Below are 17,874 nucleotides of genomic sequence, written 5' to 3' on the forward strand. Positions count from 1 at the left end.
CAAAGGATCACAGGCGTGTCTATGATTTTATTCCACCGTTTCGCTTTCGCTTTGGATAGTTTCAATTTTAGCAGGAAGATAGAAAAAAACCAGAGATTTTTGTCCGGCAAATTTGACTTTTTTTCCGGTTTTGCGGTAAAATAGGGAGAAGAAAAGAAAAGGGGAAACGAGAAGAATGGAATTTTCAGTTCATATTTGTGAATATAATAGATCCAACGCCGATTATGAGACGATATATCGGCCGGAGGGCAGCGGGGACTATCTGTTTCTGTTGTTTAAAACGCCGATGAAGGTGTATGACAGAACTGCGTTTTTCATTGCACAGGAAAATGCCTGCCTTTTTTACACGCCGGATCACGAGCAGCATTATCAGGCTGTTCAGAAGTTTCGCAACAGCTATGTCCATTTCTGGTGCGGTGAGAATCTGGGTGAAACGTATGGAATTCCGCAGAATGCTGTTTTTTATCCACAGAACACGGAAGCAATTGATGAGCTGATTCGCCTTTTGCAGAGGGAATACATTGTGAAAGATCCATACGCAGTGGAATATGAGGAAGCACTGGTTCGTCAGATGATGATTACGGCATCGCGCGGTATGCGGCTGTACCAGAAAGCGGCAGAGGAGCCGGCCGGACTGTATCAGGAATTCCAGGAGCTGCGCCTTAAGATGTTGAGCCATTATGAGAAAGACTGGACGACAGAAAAGCTTTGCCAGATGGCCAATATGGAAAAAAGCCAGTTTTATTCTTATTATAAACAGTTTTTTAGCAGCACCCCGCACAGCGATCTGATTGAAGTACGGCTCGACAAGGCGAAAAATCTTTTGACAAATCAGGCACTTTCCATCGGACAGACCGCGGAAATCTGCGGTTTTTCCAATCTGTCTCATTTCAGCCGCTATTTCAAACGCCACTGCGGATGTTCTCCGCGGGAATGGCAGCAGCAAGGCGGAAAAAGCATAAAATATAAAGTGAAGTTGCAGGAAGATGAGAAATGCTATAGCTTTTCCCAATAGCTTATGCTAAAATATTCAGAAGATGTTGGAGTCAAAAGGTACTTTGGCCATGATATCTTCAGAAAAAGTAAGAAAAAGGGAGAGCAGTATGAAAAAGAGAGAGTCATTTAACAGTCGGTGGGGATTTATCCTGGCCTGCATCGGCTCTGCAGTTGGAATGGGCAACATCTGGATGTTCCCTACCCGGGTTTCCTTGTACGGAGGAGGTTCCTTTCTGATTCCGTATTTCCTGTTCGTTGCACTGATCGGCTTTACCGGTGTGAGCGGGGAGATGAGTTTTGGCCGTGCCACAAGATCCGGTCCGGTTGATGCGTTCGGTTTTGCATGTGAAACGAAAGGAAAACGAAAAGCCGGAGAGGCGCTTGGTCTGATTCCGGTGCTGGGTTCCCTGGCAATGGCGATCGGTTATACGGTTGTCATGGGGTGGATTTTCAGGTACATGATCGGAACCTTTACCGGAAAGACACTGTCAGCTGTGAGCGTAGAGGATTTTGCCGGAGCGTTTGAATCCATGGCATCTGCGTTTGGAAACAATTTCTGGCAGATCGTAGCTCTTGTGGTTGCGATGGTCATTCTGGCATTTGGTGTTGGTAAGGGAATTGAGAAGGTCAATAAGGTGCTGATGCCTGTTTTCTTTCTCCTGTTTGTTGCACTTGGTATCTATGTTGCCTTTCAGCCCGGTGCAGCGGATGGATACCGTTATATTTTCCGTGTGGAACCAAAAGCACTTGCAGATCCGAAGACCTGGATTTTTGCACTTGGTCAGGCATTCTTTTCCCTGTCTGTAGCCGGAAACGGAACACTGATCTATGGTTCCTATTTGTCAGATGGAGAAAATATTCCGGCCGCCGCCGGAAGAGTAGCATTTTTTGATACGCTCGCTGCTATGCTTGCTGCGCTGGTTATTATCCCGGCGATGGCAACTACGGGAGCACAGTTAAATACAGGAGGACCTGGACTTCTGTTCATTTTCCTTCCGAATTTGATAAAGTCTATGCCGGGTGGCGCGCTGATCGCAATCGTTTTCTTTGTCGCTGTCTTTTTTGCCGGCCTTACCTCTCTGATTAACCTGTACGAAGCACCGATTGCAACGGTACAGGAAAAATTTCATCTCGGAAGAGTAGCAGCCTGCGGTGTGATCGGGGTTATCGGTGTGGTCGTATCTCTTCTGATCCAGGGCATTGTATCCCAGTGGATGGATGTTCTGTCGATCTACATCTGCCCGCTCGGCGCCGGCCTTGCCGGAGTCATGTTCTTCTGGATCTGCGGAAAGAAGTATGTGCAGTCCCAGGTAGACAAGGGAAGAAGCAGCAAATTCACGGATCTGTATTATCCGATCTGCAAATATATCTACGTGCCGATCTGTGTGCTGGTTCTGATTCTCGGAATCGTGCTGGGCGGAATCGGCTGAAACGATGTTGATAGAAAACGCGCCTGTCGTGCGGAAAAAAAATCCGGCGGCAGGTGCGTTTTTTGATAAAATTTTTCAAATATATAAATCCGATTGAAATACTCGGAAAAAAGGTCTACAATCGGAGGCGAAAACAGAGATTTTAACCTCGAAGCAAAATAAGGAGGATATCAATATGGGAAAAAATCTTTTAACAGTGAAAGATTTAACGGTAAATGTAGAAGAAAAAGAGATCCTGCACGGCGTCAATCTTACGATTGGAAAAGGGGAGACGCATGTGCTGCTTGGACCGAATGGTACCGGAAAGTCGACGCTTGGCAATACGCTGCTCGGCAATCCGAAATATAACGTGACACGCGGCGAAATCTGGTTCCAGGGAAAGAACATCACAGAAGAGCCGGTCAATGAACGCGCCAAAATGGGACTGTTTCTCTCGTTTCAGAATCCGCTTGAGGTGCCTGGCGTAACCTTAAGCTCTTTTATCCGCAGCGCCGTCGAGTTAAAGACCGGCAAACGGATGCGTCTGTTTGAGTTCCGGAAAGAACTGGAAAAAGCAATGGAAGTTCTGCAGATGGATCCGTCGTATGCAGACCGTGATCTGAATGTCGGATTTTCCGGCGGTGAGAAAAAGAAAGCCGAGATCTTGCAGCTTCTGATGCTCGAGCCGTCCCTTACCATTCTCGATGAGACCGACTCCGGCCTGGATGTCGATGCGGTCCGCACCGTTTCTGCCGGAATTGAGGCATACCGCAGAAAATGCGGAGGAAGTCTTCTGATCATCACGCACAGCACGAAGATTCTGGAATCGCTGATGGTGGATCAGACCCACATCATGGTGGAAGGTGAAATCGTCAAAACTGGCGATGCATCTCTTGTAGAGGAGATCAACCGGGACGGATTTGGAAAATACGAAAAGTCACTGGCGTAAAACCGAAGGTACAGAAAGGATGAAAACGCTGTGAGAGAAAAAAGTTATGTAGAGGATATTGACCGAAGCATCTATGATTTCAAAGACGATGAAAAGGATGCCTATAAAGTAAAAGCCGGCCTGACGCCGGAAATTGTACAGAAAATTTCGGATGAGAAGAAAGACCCTGCCTGGATGCAACTGTTCCGTCTGCGTTCTTTACAGATCTACAACCAGATGCCGATTCCGGATTGGGGTCCGTCGATCGAGGCTCTGAACATGGATGACATCGTAACGTATGTCCGCCCGAATACCAAAATGAAAGCAAAGTGGTCCGATGTGCCGGATGACATCAAAAATACGTTTGAGCGTCTCGGCATCCCGCAGGCAGAGCGGAAATCACTCGCCGGCGTGGGCGCACAGTATGATTCGGAGCTGGTCTATCACAACGTCCGCGCGGAAGTTGCGGCGCAGGGTGTTGTCTATACCGATATGGAGAGTGCGCTGCATGGTGAGTACGCGGATATGGTGCGGAAACACTTTATGAAACTGGTGAAACCGACCGACCACAAATTTGCCGCACTGCACGGAGCCGTCTGGTCCGGAGGTTCGTTTGTCTATGTGCCGAAGGGGGTTTCCGTGGAAATCCCGCTGCAGTCGTATTTCCGCCTGAATGCGCCGGGCGCAGGCCAGTTCGAGCATACGCTGATTATTGTCGATGAGGACGCGGACCTTCACTTTATCGAGGGCTGTTCCGCACCGAAATACAATGTGGCCAACCTCCATGCCGGATGTGTGGAGCTGTTTGTCGGAAAGAATGCAAGACTCCGTTATTCTACGATTGAAAACTGGTCGAAGAATATGTACAACCTGAACACGAAGCGCGCGCAGGTCGAGGAGGGCGGAAAAATCGAGTGGGTTTCCGGTTCATTCGGCTCCCACGTTTCCTACCTGTACCCGATGAGCGTGCTGAAAGGAAGAGGCGCAAAGATGGAATTTACCGGCATCACGTTCGCCGGTAAGGGCCAGAATCTCGATACCGGAGCGAAGGTTGTCCACAGCGCGCCGGATACGAGTTCCTATATTAACACGAAATCGATCTCGAAGGACGGAGGCATCAGCACCTTCCGTTCGTCAGTCTCTGCAACAAAAGCGGCAAAGAACACGAAATCAGCCGTTTCCTGCCAGTCTCTGATGCTCGATGACATCTCCCGGTCGGACACGATTCCGGCGATGGATATCCGTACAAAAGATGCGAACATCGGCCATGAAGCACAGATCGGAAGCATCAGCGATGAAGCCGTCTTTTATCTGATGTCGCGCGGCATGACGGAAGAGGATGCGAGAGCGTGCATCGTCAGCGGATTCGCGGATGATGTTTCAAAAGAACTGCCGCTGGAGTATGCGGTGGAGATGAACAATCTGATCCGCCTCGAGATGAAGGGCAGCATTGGATAAGGAGGCCAGACACATGGAAGAACAGAACAGCATGAAAATCAACCAGCTTCCATCGAAAACATGGTACTGGCTGGGATTAAATGATACAAAAGTAAAATGGGCGGCGGGTGCGCCGTGTGAAATCTGCGCGGAAGAGCCGTCTGCGGATGATGAGATAACGGGTTTTCCGGAAGCTATGAATACCGGGGCAGGAAAAGAGACGGATGTCCTTTTTGCACCGGAGCAGACGAAAAACTGGAATGTCTCTGCAAAGGAGGGGCAGACGAAACAGGTCACGCTTTCCATCAGACAGGGAAAAGAGAAGGTTTCATCCGGAAAGATCCGCGCGGCGGCAGAAGAGGGAGCTTCCCTTACCGTTTTCGAGGTATTTGAACCGGCACAGGCAGCGGGACAGCTCGCGGTGCGGACAGAACTTTACGCGAAAAAAAACAGCCGCATCCGGCTCGTGCAGGTGATGATGCGCGGTGAGGGACAGGAGCTTTTAAATGATGTCGGATGCATCTGCGAGGAAAATGGTGCACTGGATCTTTTACAGGTCGTTGTCGGAAAAGGCGATGTCTATGACGGTATCTGGACCGAACTGCAGAAGGATCACGCATCACTGCAGGCAGAAATCGGCTATCTTCTGCAGAATCAGCAGAAATTTGATGTCAATCTGAATGTGCGCCACTTCGGAAAAGTAACCGAGAGCACGATCCAGGCAGACGGAACGCTGATGGATGCGGCGGAAAAGATCTTCCGCGGCACAATCGACTTTGTGCGCGGTTCGGCAGATTCCGTCGGAGCAGAGACAGAACAGGTATTGCTGCTCGGCGATGATGTAGTCAACAAGACGATTCCTGTGATCCTCTGTGCAGAGGAAAACGTACAGGGAAGCCACGGCGCGGCAATCGGAGAACTCGATGAAGAGACACTGTTTTACTTCGGTGCGCGCGGCATGGACCGTACACAGGCAGAAAATACGATAGCGCGGGCGAAACTGGAAGCAAAAATCCAGAAGATCGGCGATGCGGACATCGAACAGAAAGTAAAAACACAGCTTGCGGAGGTGCTTGACCGTGACAACAGATAACATCAGAAAAAATTTCCCGCTTCTGCAGCAAATGGACACGATCTATCTGGACAACGCGGCGACGGCACAGCGCCCGTCATGCGTTCTTGCTGCAGTACAGGAATTTTACGAACAGAAAAATGCAAATCCTCTGCGAGGCTTCTATCCTTTAAGCCTGGAGGCGACGGAGAGCTATCAGGAGGCAAGAAAGACCGTACAGGAGTTTATTCATGCAGAAGAGCCGGAGGAGATTATTTTTACCCGGAATACAACGGAAAGCCTGAACCTTGTGGCATACAGCTATGGCCTGAACTTTTTAAAGGAAGGCGACGAGATCGCTGTAACAATCATGGAGCATCACAGTAATCTGCTTCCGTGGCAGATGGTGTCGCGTATGACTGGGGCGAAGCTCCATTATCTGGAATGTACCAGTGAGGGCGAGCTGACCGATGAGGAGCTCCAAAAGGGCATTAATGAGAGAACACGTCTTGTGGCTGTTGCGCAGGTATCGAATGTGCTCGGCTGCGTGAATCCGCTCCAGAAAATCACGGAGATGGCGCACCGCGTGGGAGCCGTTGTCGTTGTGGACGGCGCCCAGAGCGTTCCGCATATGCCGGTCGACGTACAGGCGCTGGATGCAGATTTTCTCGCCTTTTCCGGCCATAAGCTGATGGGCCCGATGGGAATCGGCTGTCTGTATGGAAAACTGGAACTGCTGGAAAAAATGCCGCCGTTTTTAACCGGAGGCGAGATGATCGATTCCGTTCACCGCGACGGAGCCGTTTTTGCACCGGTTCCGCAGAAATTTGAGGCGGGAACGGTAAATGCAGCCGGTGCGGTTGGGCTGGCCGCAGCGATCCGGTATCTGCAGGAAAAAGGATTTGATTATATCCAGAAAAAAGAGCTGGAACTGACGCAACGTGCTATGGAAGGACTCGGCGCGCTGCCGTACGTTCATATCCTCGGTTCCAAAGATCCGGCCAACCATACGGGCATCGTTTCGTTTACGATTGACGGCGTGCATCCGCACGATGTGAGCGAAATTCTTTCTTCTGACGGCATCGATGTGCGGGCAGGCCACCACTGTGCACAGCCGCTTCTGGAATATCTTGGCGTCCGAAGTTCGACAAGAGCCAGCATGATGTTTTATAATACACCGGAAGAGATTGATGCACTGATCGAAAGTGTATCCACAATCAGAAGGAGAATGGGCTATGGAGAGTAGAGGATTTTATAACGAAATTTTGACGGAGCACAATCTGCGTCCGGAATTCAAGCATGATCTGCCGGATGCGGACATCGTACTCGAGGGCGTCAACCCAAGCTGCGGCGATGATATCTGGCTGAAATTAAAAGTCGACGGCGATGTGATCACGGACGGTGCGTTCGTGGGCGACGGCTGTGCGATTTCGCAGGCATCGGCGGACATTATGCTCGGCATGATCATCGGAAAGACGAAGGACGAGGCACTGCGCCTGGGAAATCTGTTTCTGCGCATGATCAAAGGAGAAGCATCCGACGAGGAGATTGACGAACTCGAGGAGGCTGGTGCACTGAAGGACATCTCCCACATGCCGGCAAGAGTGAAATGTGCAGTGCTTGGATGGCATACGCTGGAAGAGGCATTTAAACAGGAAAAATAAGAACAGAAAAACTTTTTGCATTTCTGAGAAAAAGTATCACTTTACCCACTTGCAATTTTTAAAAAATTAGTTATAATGAATTATAGTTAGTAAAGGCTAACCAAAGTGAATCAATCATTGTTATCTCCCGTCTGCGGATCCTGGACACTTCGCAGGCGGGAAACTCCAGAAACAAACGAGAAAGGAGCACACGAAAAGTGAAGAGCCTGAAAATTGAGGAAGTAAAAGGAAGAGAAATTCTGGATTCCAGAGGAAACCCAACCGTAGAAGCTGAGGTTGTTCTTGCAGGAGGCGTTGTAGGACGCGGCATGGCACCAAGCGGCGCATCTACCGGTGAGTTTGAGGCACTGGAATTACGAGATGGAGATAAAGCAAGATACCTTGGAAAAGGTGTGCAGAAAGCAGTAGAAAACATCAACACCGTCATCAACGTTACCTTAAAAGGTATGGATGCATCCGATACCTACGCTGTAGATAAAGCTATGATCGATGCGGACGGAACAAAGGATAAATCCCGCCTGGGTGCAAACGCCATTCTGGCTGTATCCATTGCCTGCGCAAGAGCAGCAGCAAACGCACTTGAGATTCCGCTGTACCGCTTCTTCGGCGGCGTTTCCGGAAATCGTCTGCCGGTTCCGATGATGAACATCATCAACGGCGGATGCCACGCACTTTCTTCCGGCCTGGATGTACAGGAGTTCATGATCATGCCGGTTGGAGCATCTTCTTTCAAAGAGTGCTTAAGATGGTGCGCTGAGGTCTTCCATGCACTGGCTGCCATCTTAAAAGAGCGCGGACTGGCAACATCGGTTGGAGATGAAGGCGGTTTTGCACCGGCTCTGAAATCCGATGAAGAAGCCATCGAGACCATTCTTGAGGCAGTGAAAAAAGCAGGCTACGAGCCAGGCAGAGACTTCAAGATCGCGATGGATGCTGCTTCCTCCGAGTGGAAGACAGGAACCAAGGGTGAATACAAACTGCCGAAAGCCGGCACTGTATTTACTTCCAAAGAGCTGATCGCTCACTGGAAAGCACTGGTAGAGAAATATCCGATCATCTCCATCGAGGATGCTCTGGATGAAGAAGACTGGGAAGGCTGGAAAGAGCTGACCGCAGAGCTTGGCGGAAAAGTACAGCTTGTCGGTGACGACCTGTTTGTAACCAATACTGAGCGTCTGGCAAAAGGTATCTCCCTTGGCTGCGGAAATTCCATCCTGATCAAACTGAACCAGATCGGTTCTGTATCTGAGACCCTTGAGGCAATCAAAATGGCTCACAAAGCAGGCTACACCGCAATTTCCTCCCACCGTTCCGGTGAGACCGAGGATACCACCATCGCAGACCTGGCTGTTGCCCTGAACACCTGCCAGATCAAGACCGGTGCACCGAGCCGTACCGAGCGTGTTGCAAAATACAACCAGCTTCTCCGAATCGAAGAAGAACTTGGAACGGCCGCTGTATACCCTGGTGCAAGAGCATTTAATGTGACACAGGACTAAGCAGTAAATAACATAATACCATAAAAAAAGACAAGATCCTTCCTCTTAAAACCAACCATAAATAAGTGTCCCCGGGGCCGTTGAAAAACGTGTTTCCCGGGGATTCTTGCATGCGGGGGAGGGGTATATGAAAAAACACTTGACTTGAAGCGGACTTGAAGTGTTATCCTATCTAGGAAAATGTAAAAATAAGGGGGATATATCGAAATGAGCGAAAGATTATGGAATATTCTTCTGGATTCTTTCTGGAAAATCTTTCTGCCGGGCCTTAAGGTGACGATTCCGCTTACTGTAATCTCGTTTTCCATTGCACTTGTAATTGCGACGGCAATGGCTATGGTACAGTTTGCAAACATCAAAGGCCTTCGTCAGATTGCACGTTTCTATATCTGGATTTTCCGCGGAACCCCGCTTCTGGTCCAGCTTTTCGTTGTGTTTTACGGACTTCCGCGCGCCGGTATTCTGATCGATCCGTTTCCGGCGGCAGTTCTCGTCTTTTCCCTGAATGAGGGCGCCTACAGTGCCGAGACGATGCGTGCGGCCCTGGAAGCCGTTCCGGCAGGCCAGCTCGAAGCCGGCTACTGTGTCGGCATGTCGTATCTGCAGATCATGCGGAGAATTATCCTTCCGCAGGCGATGCGCACCGCTTTCCCGCCGCTTTCCAACTCTCTGATCGCCATGGTAAAGGATACTTCCCTTGCCGCAAATATCACCGTAACGGAGATGTTTATGGTAACGCAGCGGATTGTAGCGCGCACCCATGAGCCGCTGGCACTGTATATTGAAGTAGGACTGATCTACCTGCTGTTCTCCACTGTGCTCACGAAGCTGCAGGGAATCGGAGAGAAGAAACTGAGTACATATCAGAAAAAAGGGGAATAAGCCATGCTGGAAATTAAAGGATTAAAGAAAGCGTTCGGCAGCCTGGAAGTATTAAAAGGTGTAGATTTAAAAGTAAAACAGGGCGATGTTGTTGCAATCCTCGGTCCGAGTGGTTCGGGAAAAACGACGATGCTGCGCTGTGTCAACTTTCTGGAGCATGCGGACGGCGGCAGCCTGATCTTTGACGGGAAAGAATATCCGTTCCACAACATCAGCAAAAAAGATATCGCGGCGATCCGTCAGAAAACCGCATTTGTATTTCAGAACTATAACCTGTTCCTGAACAAAACAGCCCTTCATAACGTAACCGAGGGCCTGATCATCGGCAGAAAAATGCCAAAAACCAGGGCGGAGGAAAAAGCGCGTGCAGCGCTTGAAAAAGTAGGCATGCTGGACCGTGCGGACTACTATCCGCATCAGCTTTCCGGCGGACAGCAGCAGAGGGTGGCAATCGCCCGTGCACTGGCAACCGATCCGGAAATTATCTATTTTGATGAGCCGACCTCAGCACTCGACCCGGAGCTGACCGGCGAGGTGCTTGGTGTTATGCGCCAGCTTGCCAAAGAGGGAATGACAATGCTCGTTGTCACGCATGAGATGGGCTTTGCAAGAAACGTTTCGAACAAAGTTGTCTTTATGGAAAACGGCGTTGTCGTTGAGGAAGGTCCGTCGAAGGAATTTTTCGCAAATCCGCGGGAAGAGCGGACGAGAACATTTTTGCAGAATATTGAACAGCATTACGAGTAAGGTATCCCGCAAAGCGGCAAATCCTGCCCGGAGCACGGAATCCGGACAGTTTGCAATAAAGAAAACAGAAGAAGCAAAGGCAGCTTCTTCCAGAACAAAACAAAAAAGGAGTGGCGAATATTATGAAAAAGAAAATGGCAGCAGTATTTCTGGCAGGTATCCTGACATCATCCTTTTTACTGACCGGATGCGGAAACAGCACGGCAGATAACAGCAGTGCTTCTTCCTCTTCATCAGCATCTTCTGCAAGTGCGTCTGGGGATCTTTTAGAGCAGATCCAGAGCAAGGGTGAGATCGTTGTGGCAATGGAAGGAACCTGGGCACCGTGGACGTATCACGATGAGGACGACAACCTGGTCGGCTATGACGTAGAAGTGGCACAGCAGATCGCAGAGAAACTCGGCGTGAAAGCAACCTTTGTAGAGGGTGAGTGGGACGGCCTTCTTGCAGGAATCGATTCCGGCCGGTACGATATCATGGTAAACGGCGTAGATATCACAGAGGAGCGCGCTGAGAAATACAGCTTTTCCGATCCATACGCATACAACCGCACCGCTGTTATCGTAAACTCTGCTAACGATGAAATCCAGTCCATGGAGGATCTCGACGGAAAGAGCACCGCGAACACCATTTCCAGTACGTATGCAGAAGTTGCCGAGAAATATGGCGCAGCCGTTACCGGTGTTGACGATCTGGAGCAGACTTTCGAGCTTCTCTTAAGCGGCCGTATCGATGCAACTCTGAACGCAGAGGTAACGTATTACGATTATATGAAAGCACACCCGGATGCAGAGATCAAAATTGCATGTCTCGATCCGGAATCCACAAAAGTCGGTATTCCGATGAAAAAAGGCGATGAGACCAAGACGCTGCTTGAGGCAGTCAACAAAGCACTTGGCGAGCTCGCAGAAGAAGGAACACTGACAGAGCTTTCGGAAAAATATTTTGGAACGGATATCTCCAAAGAAGCAGCAGAATAAGATACAAAATAAAGAAGGTTACAGATCATGATTGCAAATTATCATACCCATACATGGCGGTGCCGCCATGCGGACGGAACGGAGCGGGAGTATGTGGAGCGCGCGATTGAGGGCGGCCTTAAAATTCTCGGTTTTTCCGACCATTCGCCTTATCCGTTCCCGGACGGCTACGATTCCGGCATGCGGATGCGGCTCGATCAGGTGGAAGGCTATGTAGACACCGTGCTGGCATTGAAAAAAGAGTATGACAAGGATATTGAAATCCATCTCGGACTCGAAACAGAGTATTTCCCGAGATTCTGGGATCAGCTGATTGATTTTTTGTCGGACTATCCGTTTGAGTACTTTGTGCTTGGCCAGCACAGCCTGGGAAATGAGATCGAAAAGATTCTCTACAGCGGCCATGGAACAACAGACGGAAGCTACCTGAAACAGTATGTGGACCAGTGCCTGGCAGGCATCGATACCGGAAAATACCTGTATCTGGCACACCCGGATCTCTTTTTATTCAACGGCGACGAAGCAGTGTTCGACCGGGAATACCGGAGACTCTGCCGTGAGGTGAAAAAGAGAAACATTCCGCTGGAGATCAATTTCCTTGGTCTGATGGAAGAAAGATGGTATCCGAACGAGAAGTTCTGGAAGATCGCCGGCGAAGAAGGAAACACCGCCGTTTTCGGCTGTGATGCCCATACGCCGAAAGCCGTCTGGAATCCGGAGACGGAACAGAAGGCACTGCAGCTGGCAGCAAAATACGGTCTGAAAGTACAGGAAACCGTTCCGATGCCGAAGACATTTTAACAGAAGCAGAAAAAGCTGTTCTTTTCTGGTGAGAGTTTTGAAAACTCCGCGGAAAAGAACAGCTTTTTTGATATGAGATTTTTTATGCTTTTTTTGTGTGCATCAGCCGTACCGCCTCTTCCCGCTGTTTCAGAATCTTCTGAATCGAAGTCCAGTAAACAATCATTGAGACAACCGGCCCGATCAGGTCGGAAATAGGTTCCACGTAGAAGATGTTTTCCAGTGCAAAGAACCGCGGCAGAAGAAACAGAGCGGTAAAGTAGACGAATTTCCGGAAGAAGGAGAGTGCAAACGAATAGCGCACGCAGCCCATTGCAGTAAAGCCGTCTACAATCTCGTACTGAATGCCGAGCGGAATGACTGAGAGTGTCGAAATATGAATCGCGCGGACCACCATCGAGACGATCTGCGGATCGGAAGTAAAAAGCTGCGCAAACAGTGTTCCGGCGGCATTGGAGACGAGGAACATCAAGGTCGTAAATCCGGCACAGAGTGCGATGATGGTTTTCTGTGCCTCAAGAATACGCCTGGAATTTCCAGCTCCATAATTGTATGCGAGGATTGACTGCGTTCCGCCACTGATTCCGCCGAGCGGTATCGTAATAATCAGCATAAAGCTCTGAACGATCGTTGCACAGGTGATGAAGCTGTCTCCCTGTCCGGCGGGTGCATATTGCTGCAGGACGGCGTTCATCGCAATGATCATCACATTGTCGATGGCAATGATTAGAAACGGAGTAAAACCGACTGTCAGAATGCGTTTCATGATCGCAAATGAATACCCGCCGAAGGTGATGCGGATCGGAATCGTCTTTCCGAACAGAATATGCAGCACATACAGACAGCTTGCGATCTGGGAGAGCACGGTTGCAATTGCTGCGCCGCGCACGCCGAGATGCAGAACGAAGATAAACACAGGGTCCAGCAGCAGATTCAGGACGGCGCCTAGCAGAACAGATTTCATTCCCTCACTGGCAAAGCCCTGGCAGATCACAAACTGGTTCAGGCCGGTCGATAAAAGCGCAAACACAGAGCCGGAAACGTAGATCATAAAATAGGCTCTGGCGTAAGGATACGTAACGGTGCTGGCTCCGAATGCCATCAGCATCGGGCGGGTTAAAAAAAGCGCCGCGGCTGTCAGAACGAGGGACAGGGAAACAAGCATCAGAAACGCATTAGCCAGGATGCGGGATGCCTCTTTTTCATTTTTCTCTCCGAGCCGGATGCCGAGCAGCGGTGCGCCGCCGACCCCGATGAGGGAGGAGAACGCGCCGATCATGGTGAGAATGGGACCGCAGACGCCGACACCCGCGAGCGCCAGATCACCGACAGAGGCAATGTGGCCGATGTACATACGGTCTACAATGCTGTACAGAACACTCACGAACTGTGCCAGCATGCTCGGAAAAGCAATACGGGGAACCAGTTTTCCGATCGGGTCGGTTCCGAGATGGTTTACAGTTTTCATAGAAAAATACCTTGTCGTTTTTTAGGTTTGGGAACAGACAGCAAAAAACATGCCCGAAACAAAATCCGGAAGACTTTGTTTCGGACATGCCGCTTTTGGTCTGTTCTGATAGATCAGCTGACAGAAAAATTATTCAGCAAGAGTGGTCAGATCTACTTTGAAATCGTCAGATCCCTGTCCGTCTACGGTGTAGTAAGCGGCTCTCTGCTCTGCGTTCAGGTAGATTTTGATCTCGCCTTTTAATCCGTTTGCTTTTACTTCTTTTTTGATGACTGCTTCGAGGTCTTTCATAGATACTTTTGTCTCGAAGATCTCAAGAACGGTATCAGATACTTTTGTCATTTTACGTGGGGTTTTGGTTGCTTCTGCCATGGTTTCCGTGGTCTCCTTTTTTACTGTTTTTTTAACGGTTTCTTTTTTGGTTGCTTTTTTCGGCTCTTTTGCAGCTTCTGCTTTTCCTTCTGCTGCTTCTGTATGTAAGGTTTTTTCAGTCGTTGGTTTTACTTCTTTTGCCGGTGCCGCTGTCTTTACAACGGTTTCCGCTGTTTTTGCAGCTTCTGCAGCCTGCTGTTTCGCTTTGGCCATTTTTTTCATGGTTCTTTTATTCATTTTATTCACTCCTCTATGCGATATCTCTAATAAATTACCATGTTTTTTGCGTTCTGTCAAATTTAAATTCGAGAAAACAGCGGCTTTAGGATTGTACACGGCGGAGCACAGAAAAGATTTTTTCAGAATCCCAGATCTGCGGAACAGGGTAGGTGGGATTTGCTTCTTTTAAAGCACGGCGTGCTATTTCTGTGTAATCATTCGGCGAAAGGTGCGGCAGAGTGGATGGAATGTCAAACGAATCGCGCATAGCCTCGATAGCTGCAATCATCCGCTCAGCCTTTTCAGAAACGGTATCTCCGCCGAGAGAAAGCGCATCGGCGAGAACGGCAAGTTTAGGCGCAATGCAGGAACCGTATTCGCGCAGAACAGCAGGCAGCAGAACCGCGTTGGCTCTTCCGTGCGGAATGTGGTACAGTGCACCGACGGCGTGGGCAATGGCATGGACGTAGCCGACAAAGTTGTTGGTAAAAGCGAAACCGGCCAGATACGATGCATGAAGCATTTCCTGCCGTGCGGCAAGACGGGAGCCGTCACGCCAGGCTTCGGGCAGGGCATGGAAATTTTCGCAGACTGCCTCGATGGATGCATTCTGCACGCTGCGGGAGGCGAAGAGGTTCAGAAAAGCTTCCATGGCATGGGTCAGGGCATCCATACCGGTATCTGCGGTCATAGAGGACGGGAGGCTGATCGTAAGACGCGGATCGAGAACTGCCGTATCCGGGATCAGACAGAGGTCATTGACGGCGTATTTGTATGGTTTCCCGTCGATACAGTCTGTGATGACAGCTGCCGCCGTTGCCTCCGAACCGGTTCCGGCTGTCGTCGGCACGGCAAACAGCGGCGGAAGTTTCCGACGGACTTTCAGGAGGCCCCGCATCGCAGGAACCGTCTTTTTCGGACAGCAGACGCGGGCACCGATCAGCTTTGCTGTATCGAGAACGGATCCGCCGCCGATGGCGAGGATAGCCTGAGCCTGAATCTGCTGATAAAGACGGAAACCCTGTTCCACGCTCTCAATCTGCGGATCCGGGGCGATTTCGGAGAAAATGGTGACGGAAATGTTTTCTTTTTTACAGCCATCCAGCAGAGACGTCAGTGTTCCGCGGCGGACAAAGCCGGGGGTAGTCACCAGGAGAATCCGGGAGATCCGGCGTTTCCGGAATAACGCGGGGAGCAGCAGAACGGCATCCGGTGCTGCAAGGAGTGTCTGTTTCTTATGCTCTGTCAGATGAAGAACGCGGCTCAACACCCACTGCCGGGTGCGGAACCAGAAAATGGAATGCATCAATCAAGTACCTCCATAAAAAATCGTGAGAATCGTATATCTCTTATTGTAACAGTGCACGGCAGGTTTTTCAATTCGTATAGGAATTTTGAATCTTCCGTGAAAAGAATTGACAGTGTAAAAAATGCGTGTTATAGTACAAATAGAACAGATAAAGAGAGCCAGGAATTGTTCACCTGGGAAATCAGGAAAAGGCTTGACTGGAGGTGCCTGATGATGGAAACAAAAAGAGATTATTATGAAGTATTAGGCGTCAGCCGGAATGCAGACGAGAAAGAAATCAAGCGTGCATACCGGAAACTGGCGAAAAAATATCATCCCGATACGAATGCGGGAAACCCGGATGCGGAAAAGAAATTTAAGGAAGTGACAGAAGCGTATTCTGTCTTAAGCGATCCGGAAAAGAAGAAAATGTACGATCAGTTCGGATTCGCGGCGTTCGACCAGGGAGCCAGCGCGTACAGCCAGCAGGGCGGTGGAAATCCGTACGGCAGTGCGTATGGAAACCCGTTCGGCGGAAGCGGAAACAACGGCGGCTATCACGAATTTCACTTTGAAGGAAACGCGGACGATATGTTCGGCGATTTCTTTGATCAGATGTTTCATGGCAAAAGCCGTGGATTCGGAAGCGAGCGGTATACGCGTTCGGGAAGCAGCAGACATCCGTTTGAGGATGCATTTTCCGGCCGCGGTACGGCAGAGGATCTCGATCTGCACGCTGAGGTTTCGATCCGCCTGGAGGAAGCGGCATCGGGCTGTGAAAAACAGATTACCCTGCGGAACCCGGATGGAACGACCAATACGCTGCTGGTTAAAATCCCGGCCGGTATCGAGAACGGAAAGAGCATCCGTCTGCGCGGCAAAGGCCATACAGGATCAAACGGCCGCCGCGGCGATCTGCTTTTGAAGGTCAATGTAGAAGAAAAGAAAGGTTTTGAACGGCGCGGAATGGACATCTACACGACGATTCAGATTCCATACACAACGGCAGTCTTTGGCGGCGAAGCGCGTGTCTCGACACTGTACGGAGATGTGGTCTGCAAAATCAAGGAAGGAACACAGTCCGGCAGTAAGCTCCGTCTGCGCGGCAAGGGCATGGTATCGATGAAAGATGCGAACGTGCACGGTGATCATTATGCGACGATTGAGATTGCTGTACCGCGCAGTCTGAACCGCACAGCACGCCAGAAACTGATGGAATATAAGGAAGCGTGCTGAAAATGTGAAGAAACTGTGAAATCGGAAAATCCGGGTTGACAAATTGTGTTCGTGGTATTATATTACAAATAGAACAAAGAAAAGGAATCAACAAGAAACCAATTCTTCCTTGCATGTTCCCAAACATCCTGTTCCAAGAAACTTATTCATAGCCACAAGGCAAAGCAAACTTAACACCCTTCACAAGATAAGAAGCCTGCTAAGAATCAGATTTTTGGAGGAAAAGGTAAATGAATACTTTAAAAGCTGAAAAGAGAAGTTTGGATGTAAAAGCAAAAAGACTCAGAAGAGAAGGATACGTTGTCGGCAATGTATTCGGCAGAGAGATGAAAGAATCCATTCCAGTTAAGATGGTAAAAAGAGATGTCGAGAAACTGCTGAAGACAGACCACAAAGGCAGCCAGATTATGCTGGATGTCGACGGAACCGCATACGATGTCCTGATCAAAAATGTTGATTATAACCCGGTAGCCGGACAGATCGATTCGATCGAGTTCCAGGCACTGGTCAGCAACGAGAAAGTTCATTCCGTTGCAGAGATTGTCCTTGTAAACCATGAAAAGATCGCAGAAGGCGTTCTGCAGGAGGATCTGAACGAGGTTGCCTACATGGCATACCCGGCATCCCTGGTCGATCAGGTAATGGTCGATGTCGGAGAGATGAAGATCGGTGATGTCATCCGCGTCAAAGATCTGTCCCTGGCCGCTGACCCGGATATCACCATAAAGACCAATCCGGAATCCATTGTCGTAAGTCTGATGGCTTCCCACAACGTAGAAGCACCGGCAGAAGATACCGAAGCAGCAGAAGAGAAATAAACAGAATAAGCACATACAAAGAAATCCGAAGGCGTCAAAAACCTTCGGATTTTTTGCGTAAAAAATATGGTTTGAATCG

At 49.6% G+C, this 17,874-nt stretch carries 17 protein-coding genes; 14 read left to right on the forward strand and 3 right to left on the reverse strand.

All coding sequences use genetic code 11. The annotated features are described in order from the left end of the window. The first annotated feature begins 175 nt into the window (after nucleotides 1-175). The 12 genes from DW769_RS06580 (at nucleotide 176) to DW769_RS06635 (ending at nucleotide 12,394) form a co-directional block, all read left to right on the forward strand. A complete protein-coding gene (locus DW769_RS06580) occupies nucleotides 176-1,015 on the forward strand; it encodes a helix-turn-helix domain-containing protein (protein ID WP_055228178.1) in 840 nt (279 codons plus the stop codon). 88 nt (nucleotides 1,016-1,103) lie between these two features. Continuing rightward, the gene (locus DW769_RS06585; protein ID WP_055217929.1) at nucleotides 1,104-2,426 is read left to right on the forward strand and encodes a sodium-dependent transporter; all 1,323 of its coding nucleotides are present in this window, start codon (nucleotides 1,104-1,106) and stop codon (nucleotides 2,424-2,426) included. Nucleotides 2,427-2,601: 175 nt separating this feature from the next. Further along, complete coding sequence (sufC, locus tag DW769_RS06590) at nucleotides 2,602-3,354, forward strand: Fe-S cluster assembly ATPase SufC (RefSeq protein ID WP_055217927.1); 753 nt, start codon at nucleotides 2,602-2,604, stop codon at nucleotides 3,352-3,354. A gap of 30 nt (nucleotides 3,355-3,384) precedes the next feature. Continuing rightward, nucleotides 3,385-4,791, forward strand: a complete 1,407-nt coding sequence (sufB, locus tag DW769_RS06595; protein WP_118659668.1) for a Fe-S cluster assembly protein SufB — start codon at nucleotides 3,385-3,387, stop codon at nucleotides 4,789-4,791. A 13-nt stretch (nucleotides 4,792-4,804) separates the two neighbouring features. Further along, a complete protein-coding gene (locus tag DW769_RS06600; protein WP_118750148.1) occupies nucleotides 4,805-5,863 on the forward strand; it encodes a SufB/SufD family protein in 1,059 nt (352 codons plus the stop codon). After that, nucleotides 5,850-7,067, forward strand: coding sequence for an aminotransferase class V-fold PLP-dependent enzyme (locus tag DW769_RS06605; RefSeq protein ID WP_082426263.1), 1,218 nt, complete (start codon nucleotides 5,850-5,852; stop codon nucleotides 7,065-7,067). Before DW769_RS06600 ends, DW769_RS06605 begins: the two co-directional genes overlap by 14 nt. Next, the gene (gene sufU, locus DW769_RS06610) at nucleotides 7,057-7,485 is read left to right on the forward strand and encodes a Fe-S cluster assembly sulfur transfer protein SufU (protein ID WP_055217922.1); all 429 of its coding nucleotides are present in this window, start codon (nucleotides 7,057-7,059) and stop codon (nucleotides 7,483-7,485) included. The genes DW769_RS06605 and sufU overlap by 11 nt, the downstream gene beginning before the upstream one ends. 197 nt (nucleotides 7,486-7,682) lie before the next feature. Beyond that, the gene (eno, locus tag DW769_RS06615; protein ID WP_118750149.1) at nucleotides 7,683-8,984 is read left to right on the forward strand and encodes a phosphopyruvate hydratase; all 1,302 of its coding nucleotides are present in this window, start codon (nucleotides 7,683-7,685) and stop codon (nucleotides 8,982-8,984) included. A gap of 207 nt (nucleotides 8,985-9,191) precedes the next feature. Further along, entirely contained in the window at nucleotides 9,192-9,866 is a 675-nt protein-coding gene (locus DW769_RS06620) for an amino acid ABC transporter permease (RefSeq protein ID WP_022462789.1), read from the forward strand. Between the two features lie 3 nt (nucleotides 9,867-9,869). Further along, nucleotides 9,870-10,613 carry an amino acid ABC transporter ATP-binding protein gene (locus DW769_RS06625; RefSeq protein ID WP_055267879.1) on the forward strand — a complete coding sequence of 248 codons (744 nt, stop codon included), beginning with the start codon at nucleotides 9,870-9,872 and terminating at the stop codon, nucleotides 10,611-10,613. Between the two features lie 122 nt (nucleotides 10,614-10,735). Continuing rightward, the gene (locus DW769_RS06630; protein ID WP_055217916.1) at nucleotides 10,736-11,593 is read left to right on the forward strand and encodes a transporter substrate-binding domain-containing protein; all 858 of its coding nucleotides are present in this window, start codon (nucleotides 10,736-10,738) and stop codon (nucleotides 11,591-11,593) included. 27 nt (nucleotides 11,594-11,620) lie between these two features. Further along, entirely contained in the window at nucleotides 11,621-12,394 is a 774-nt protein-coding gene (locus DW769_RS06635; protein ID WP_055217914.1) for a histidinol-phosphatase, read from the forward strand. An 82-nt stretch (nucleotides 12,395-12,476) separates the two neighbouring features. Here the strand turns inward: DW769_RS06635 and DW769_RS06640 are convergent, their stop codons facing one another. From DW769_RS06640 to DW769_RS06650, 3 genes are all read right to left on the reverse strand, one after another. Further along, a complete protein-coding gene (locus tag DW769_RS06640) occupies nucleotides 12,477-13,862 on the reverse strand; it encodes an MATE family efflux transporter (protein ID WP_117761486.1) in 1,386 nt (461 codons plus the stop codon). 129 nt (nucleotides 13,863-13,991) lie between these two features. Next, nucleotides 13,992-14,471 carry a DUF6465 family protein gene (locus tag DW769_RS06645; protein ID WP_055267883.1) on the reverse strand — a complete coding sequence of 160 codons (480 nt, stop codon included), beginning with the start codon at nucleotides 14,469-14,471 and terminating at the stop codon, nucleotides 13,992-13,994. An 85-nt stretch (nucleotides 14,472-14,556) separates the two neighbouring features. Then, nucleotides 14,557-15,759 (reverse strand): iron-containing alcohol dehydrogenase, encoded by a 1,203-nt coding sequence (locus DW769_RS06650; RefSeq protein ID WP_117761487.1) that lies wholly within the window; start codon nucleotides 15,757-15,759, stop codon nucleotides 14,557-14,559. A gap of 216 nt (nucleotides 15,760-15,975) precedes the next feature. Between DW769_RS06650 and DW769_RS06655 the strand changes: the two genes are divergently transcribed. Both DW769_RS06655 and DW769_RS06660 read left to right on the forward strand, forming a co-directional pair. Next, complete coding sequence (locus DW769_RS06655; protein WP_117509153.1) at nucleotides 15,976-16,977, forward strand: DnaJ C-terminal domain-containing protein; 1,002 nt, start codon at nucleotides 15,976-15,978, stop codon at nucleotides 16,975-16,977. A gap of 230 nt (nucleotides 16,978-17,207) precedes the next feature. Further along, nucleotides 17,208-17,795, forward strand: coding sequence for a 50S ribosomal protein L25 (locus DW769_RS06660; RefSeq protein ID WP_117508954.1), 588 nt, complete (start codon nucleotides 17,208-17,210; stop codon nucleotides 17,793-17,795). Nucleotides 17,796-17,874 lie beyond the last annotated feature (79 nt).

The organism is Blautia sp. AM29-29, assembly GCF_003480555.1.
GTDB classification, from domain to species: domain Bacteria; phylum Bacillota; class Clostridia; order Lachnospirales; family Lachnospiraceae; genus Fusicatenibacter; species Fusicatenibacter saccharivorans.

Bases quoted from the DNA above. Each gene is read 5' to 3' on its own strand.
- DW769_RS06585 (WP_055217929.1), top strand. From the start codon at position 1,104: ATGAAAAAGAGAGAGTCATTTAACAGTCGGTGGGGATTTATCCTGGCC.
- DW769_RS06625 (WP_055267879.1), top strand. From the start codon at position 9,870: ATGCTGGAAATTAAAGGATTAAAGAAAGCGTTCGGCAGCCTGGAAGTA.
- DW769_RS06650 (WP_117761487.1), bottom strand. From the start codon at position 15,759: ATGCATTCCATTTTCTGGTTCCGCACCCGGCAGTGGGTGTTGAGCCGC.
- DW769_RS06630 (WP_055217916.1), top strand. From the start codon at position 10,736: ATGAAAAAGAAAATGGCAGCAGTATTTCTGGCAGGTATCCTGACATCA.
- DW769_RS06580 (WP_055228178.1), top strand. From the start codon at position 176: ATGGAATTTTCAGTTCATATTTGTGAATATAATAGATCCAACGCCGAT.
- DW769_RS06635 (WP_055217914.1), top strand. From the start codon at position 11,621: ATGATTGCAAATTATCATACCCATACATGGCGGTGCCGCCATGCGGAC.
- DW769_RS06600 (WP_118750148.1), top strand. From the start codon at position 4,805: ATGGAAGAACAGAACAGCATGAAAATCAACCAGCTTCCATCGAAAACA.
- DW769_RS06660 (WP_117508954.1), top strand. From the start codon at position 17,208: ATGAATACTTTAAAAGCTGAAAAGAGAAGTTTGGATGTAAAAGCAAAA.
- sufC (WP_055217927.1), top strand. From the start codon at position 2,602: ATGGGAAAAAATCTTTTAACAGTGAAAGATTTAACGGTAAATGTAGAA.
- DW769_RS06645 (WP_055267883.1), bottom strand. From the start codon at position 14,471: ATGAATAAAAGAACCATGAAAAAAATGGCCAAAGCGAAACAGCAGGCT.
- sufU (WP_055217922.1), top strand. From the start codon at position 7,057: ATGGAGAGTAGAGGATTTTATAACGAAATTTTGACGGAGCACAATCTG.
- DW769_RS06620 (WP_022462789.1), top strand. From the start codon at position 9,192: ATGAGCGAAAGATTATGGAATATTCTTCTGGATTCTTTCTGGAAAATC.
- DW769_RS06655 (WP_117509153.1), top strand. From the start codon at position 15,976: ATGGAAACAAAAAGAGATTATTATGAAGTATTAGGCGTCAGCCGGAAT.
- DW769_RS06640 (WP_117761486.1), bottom strand. From the start codon at position 13,862: ATGAAAACTGTAAACCATCTCGGAACCGACCCGATCGGAAAACTGGTT.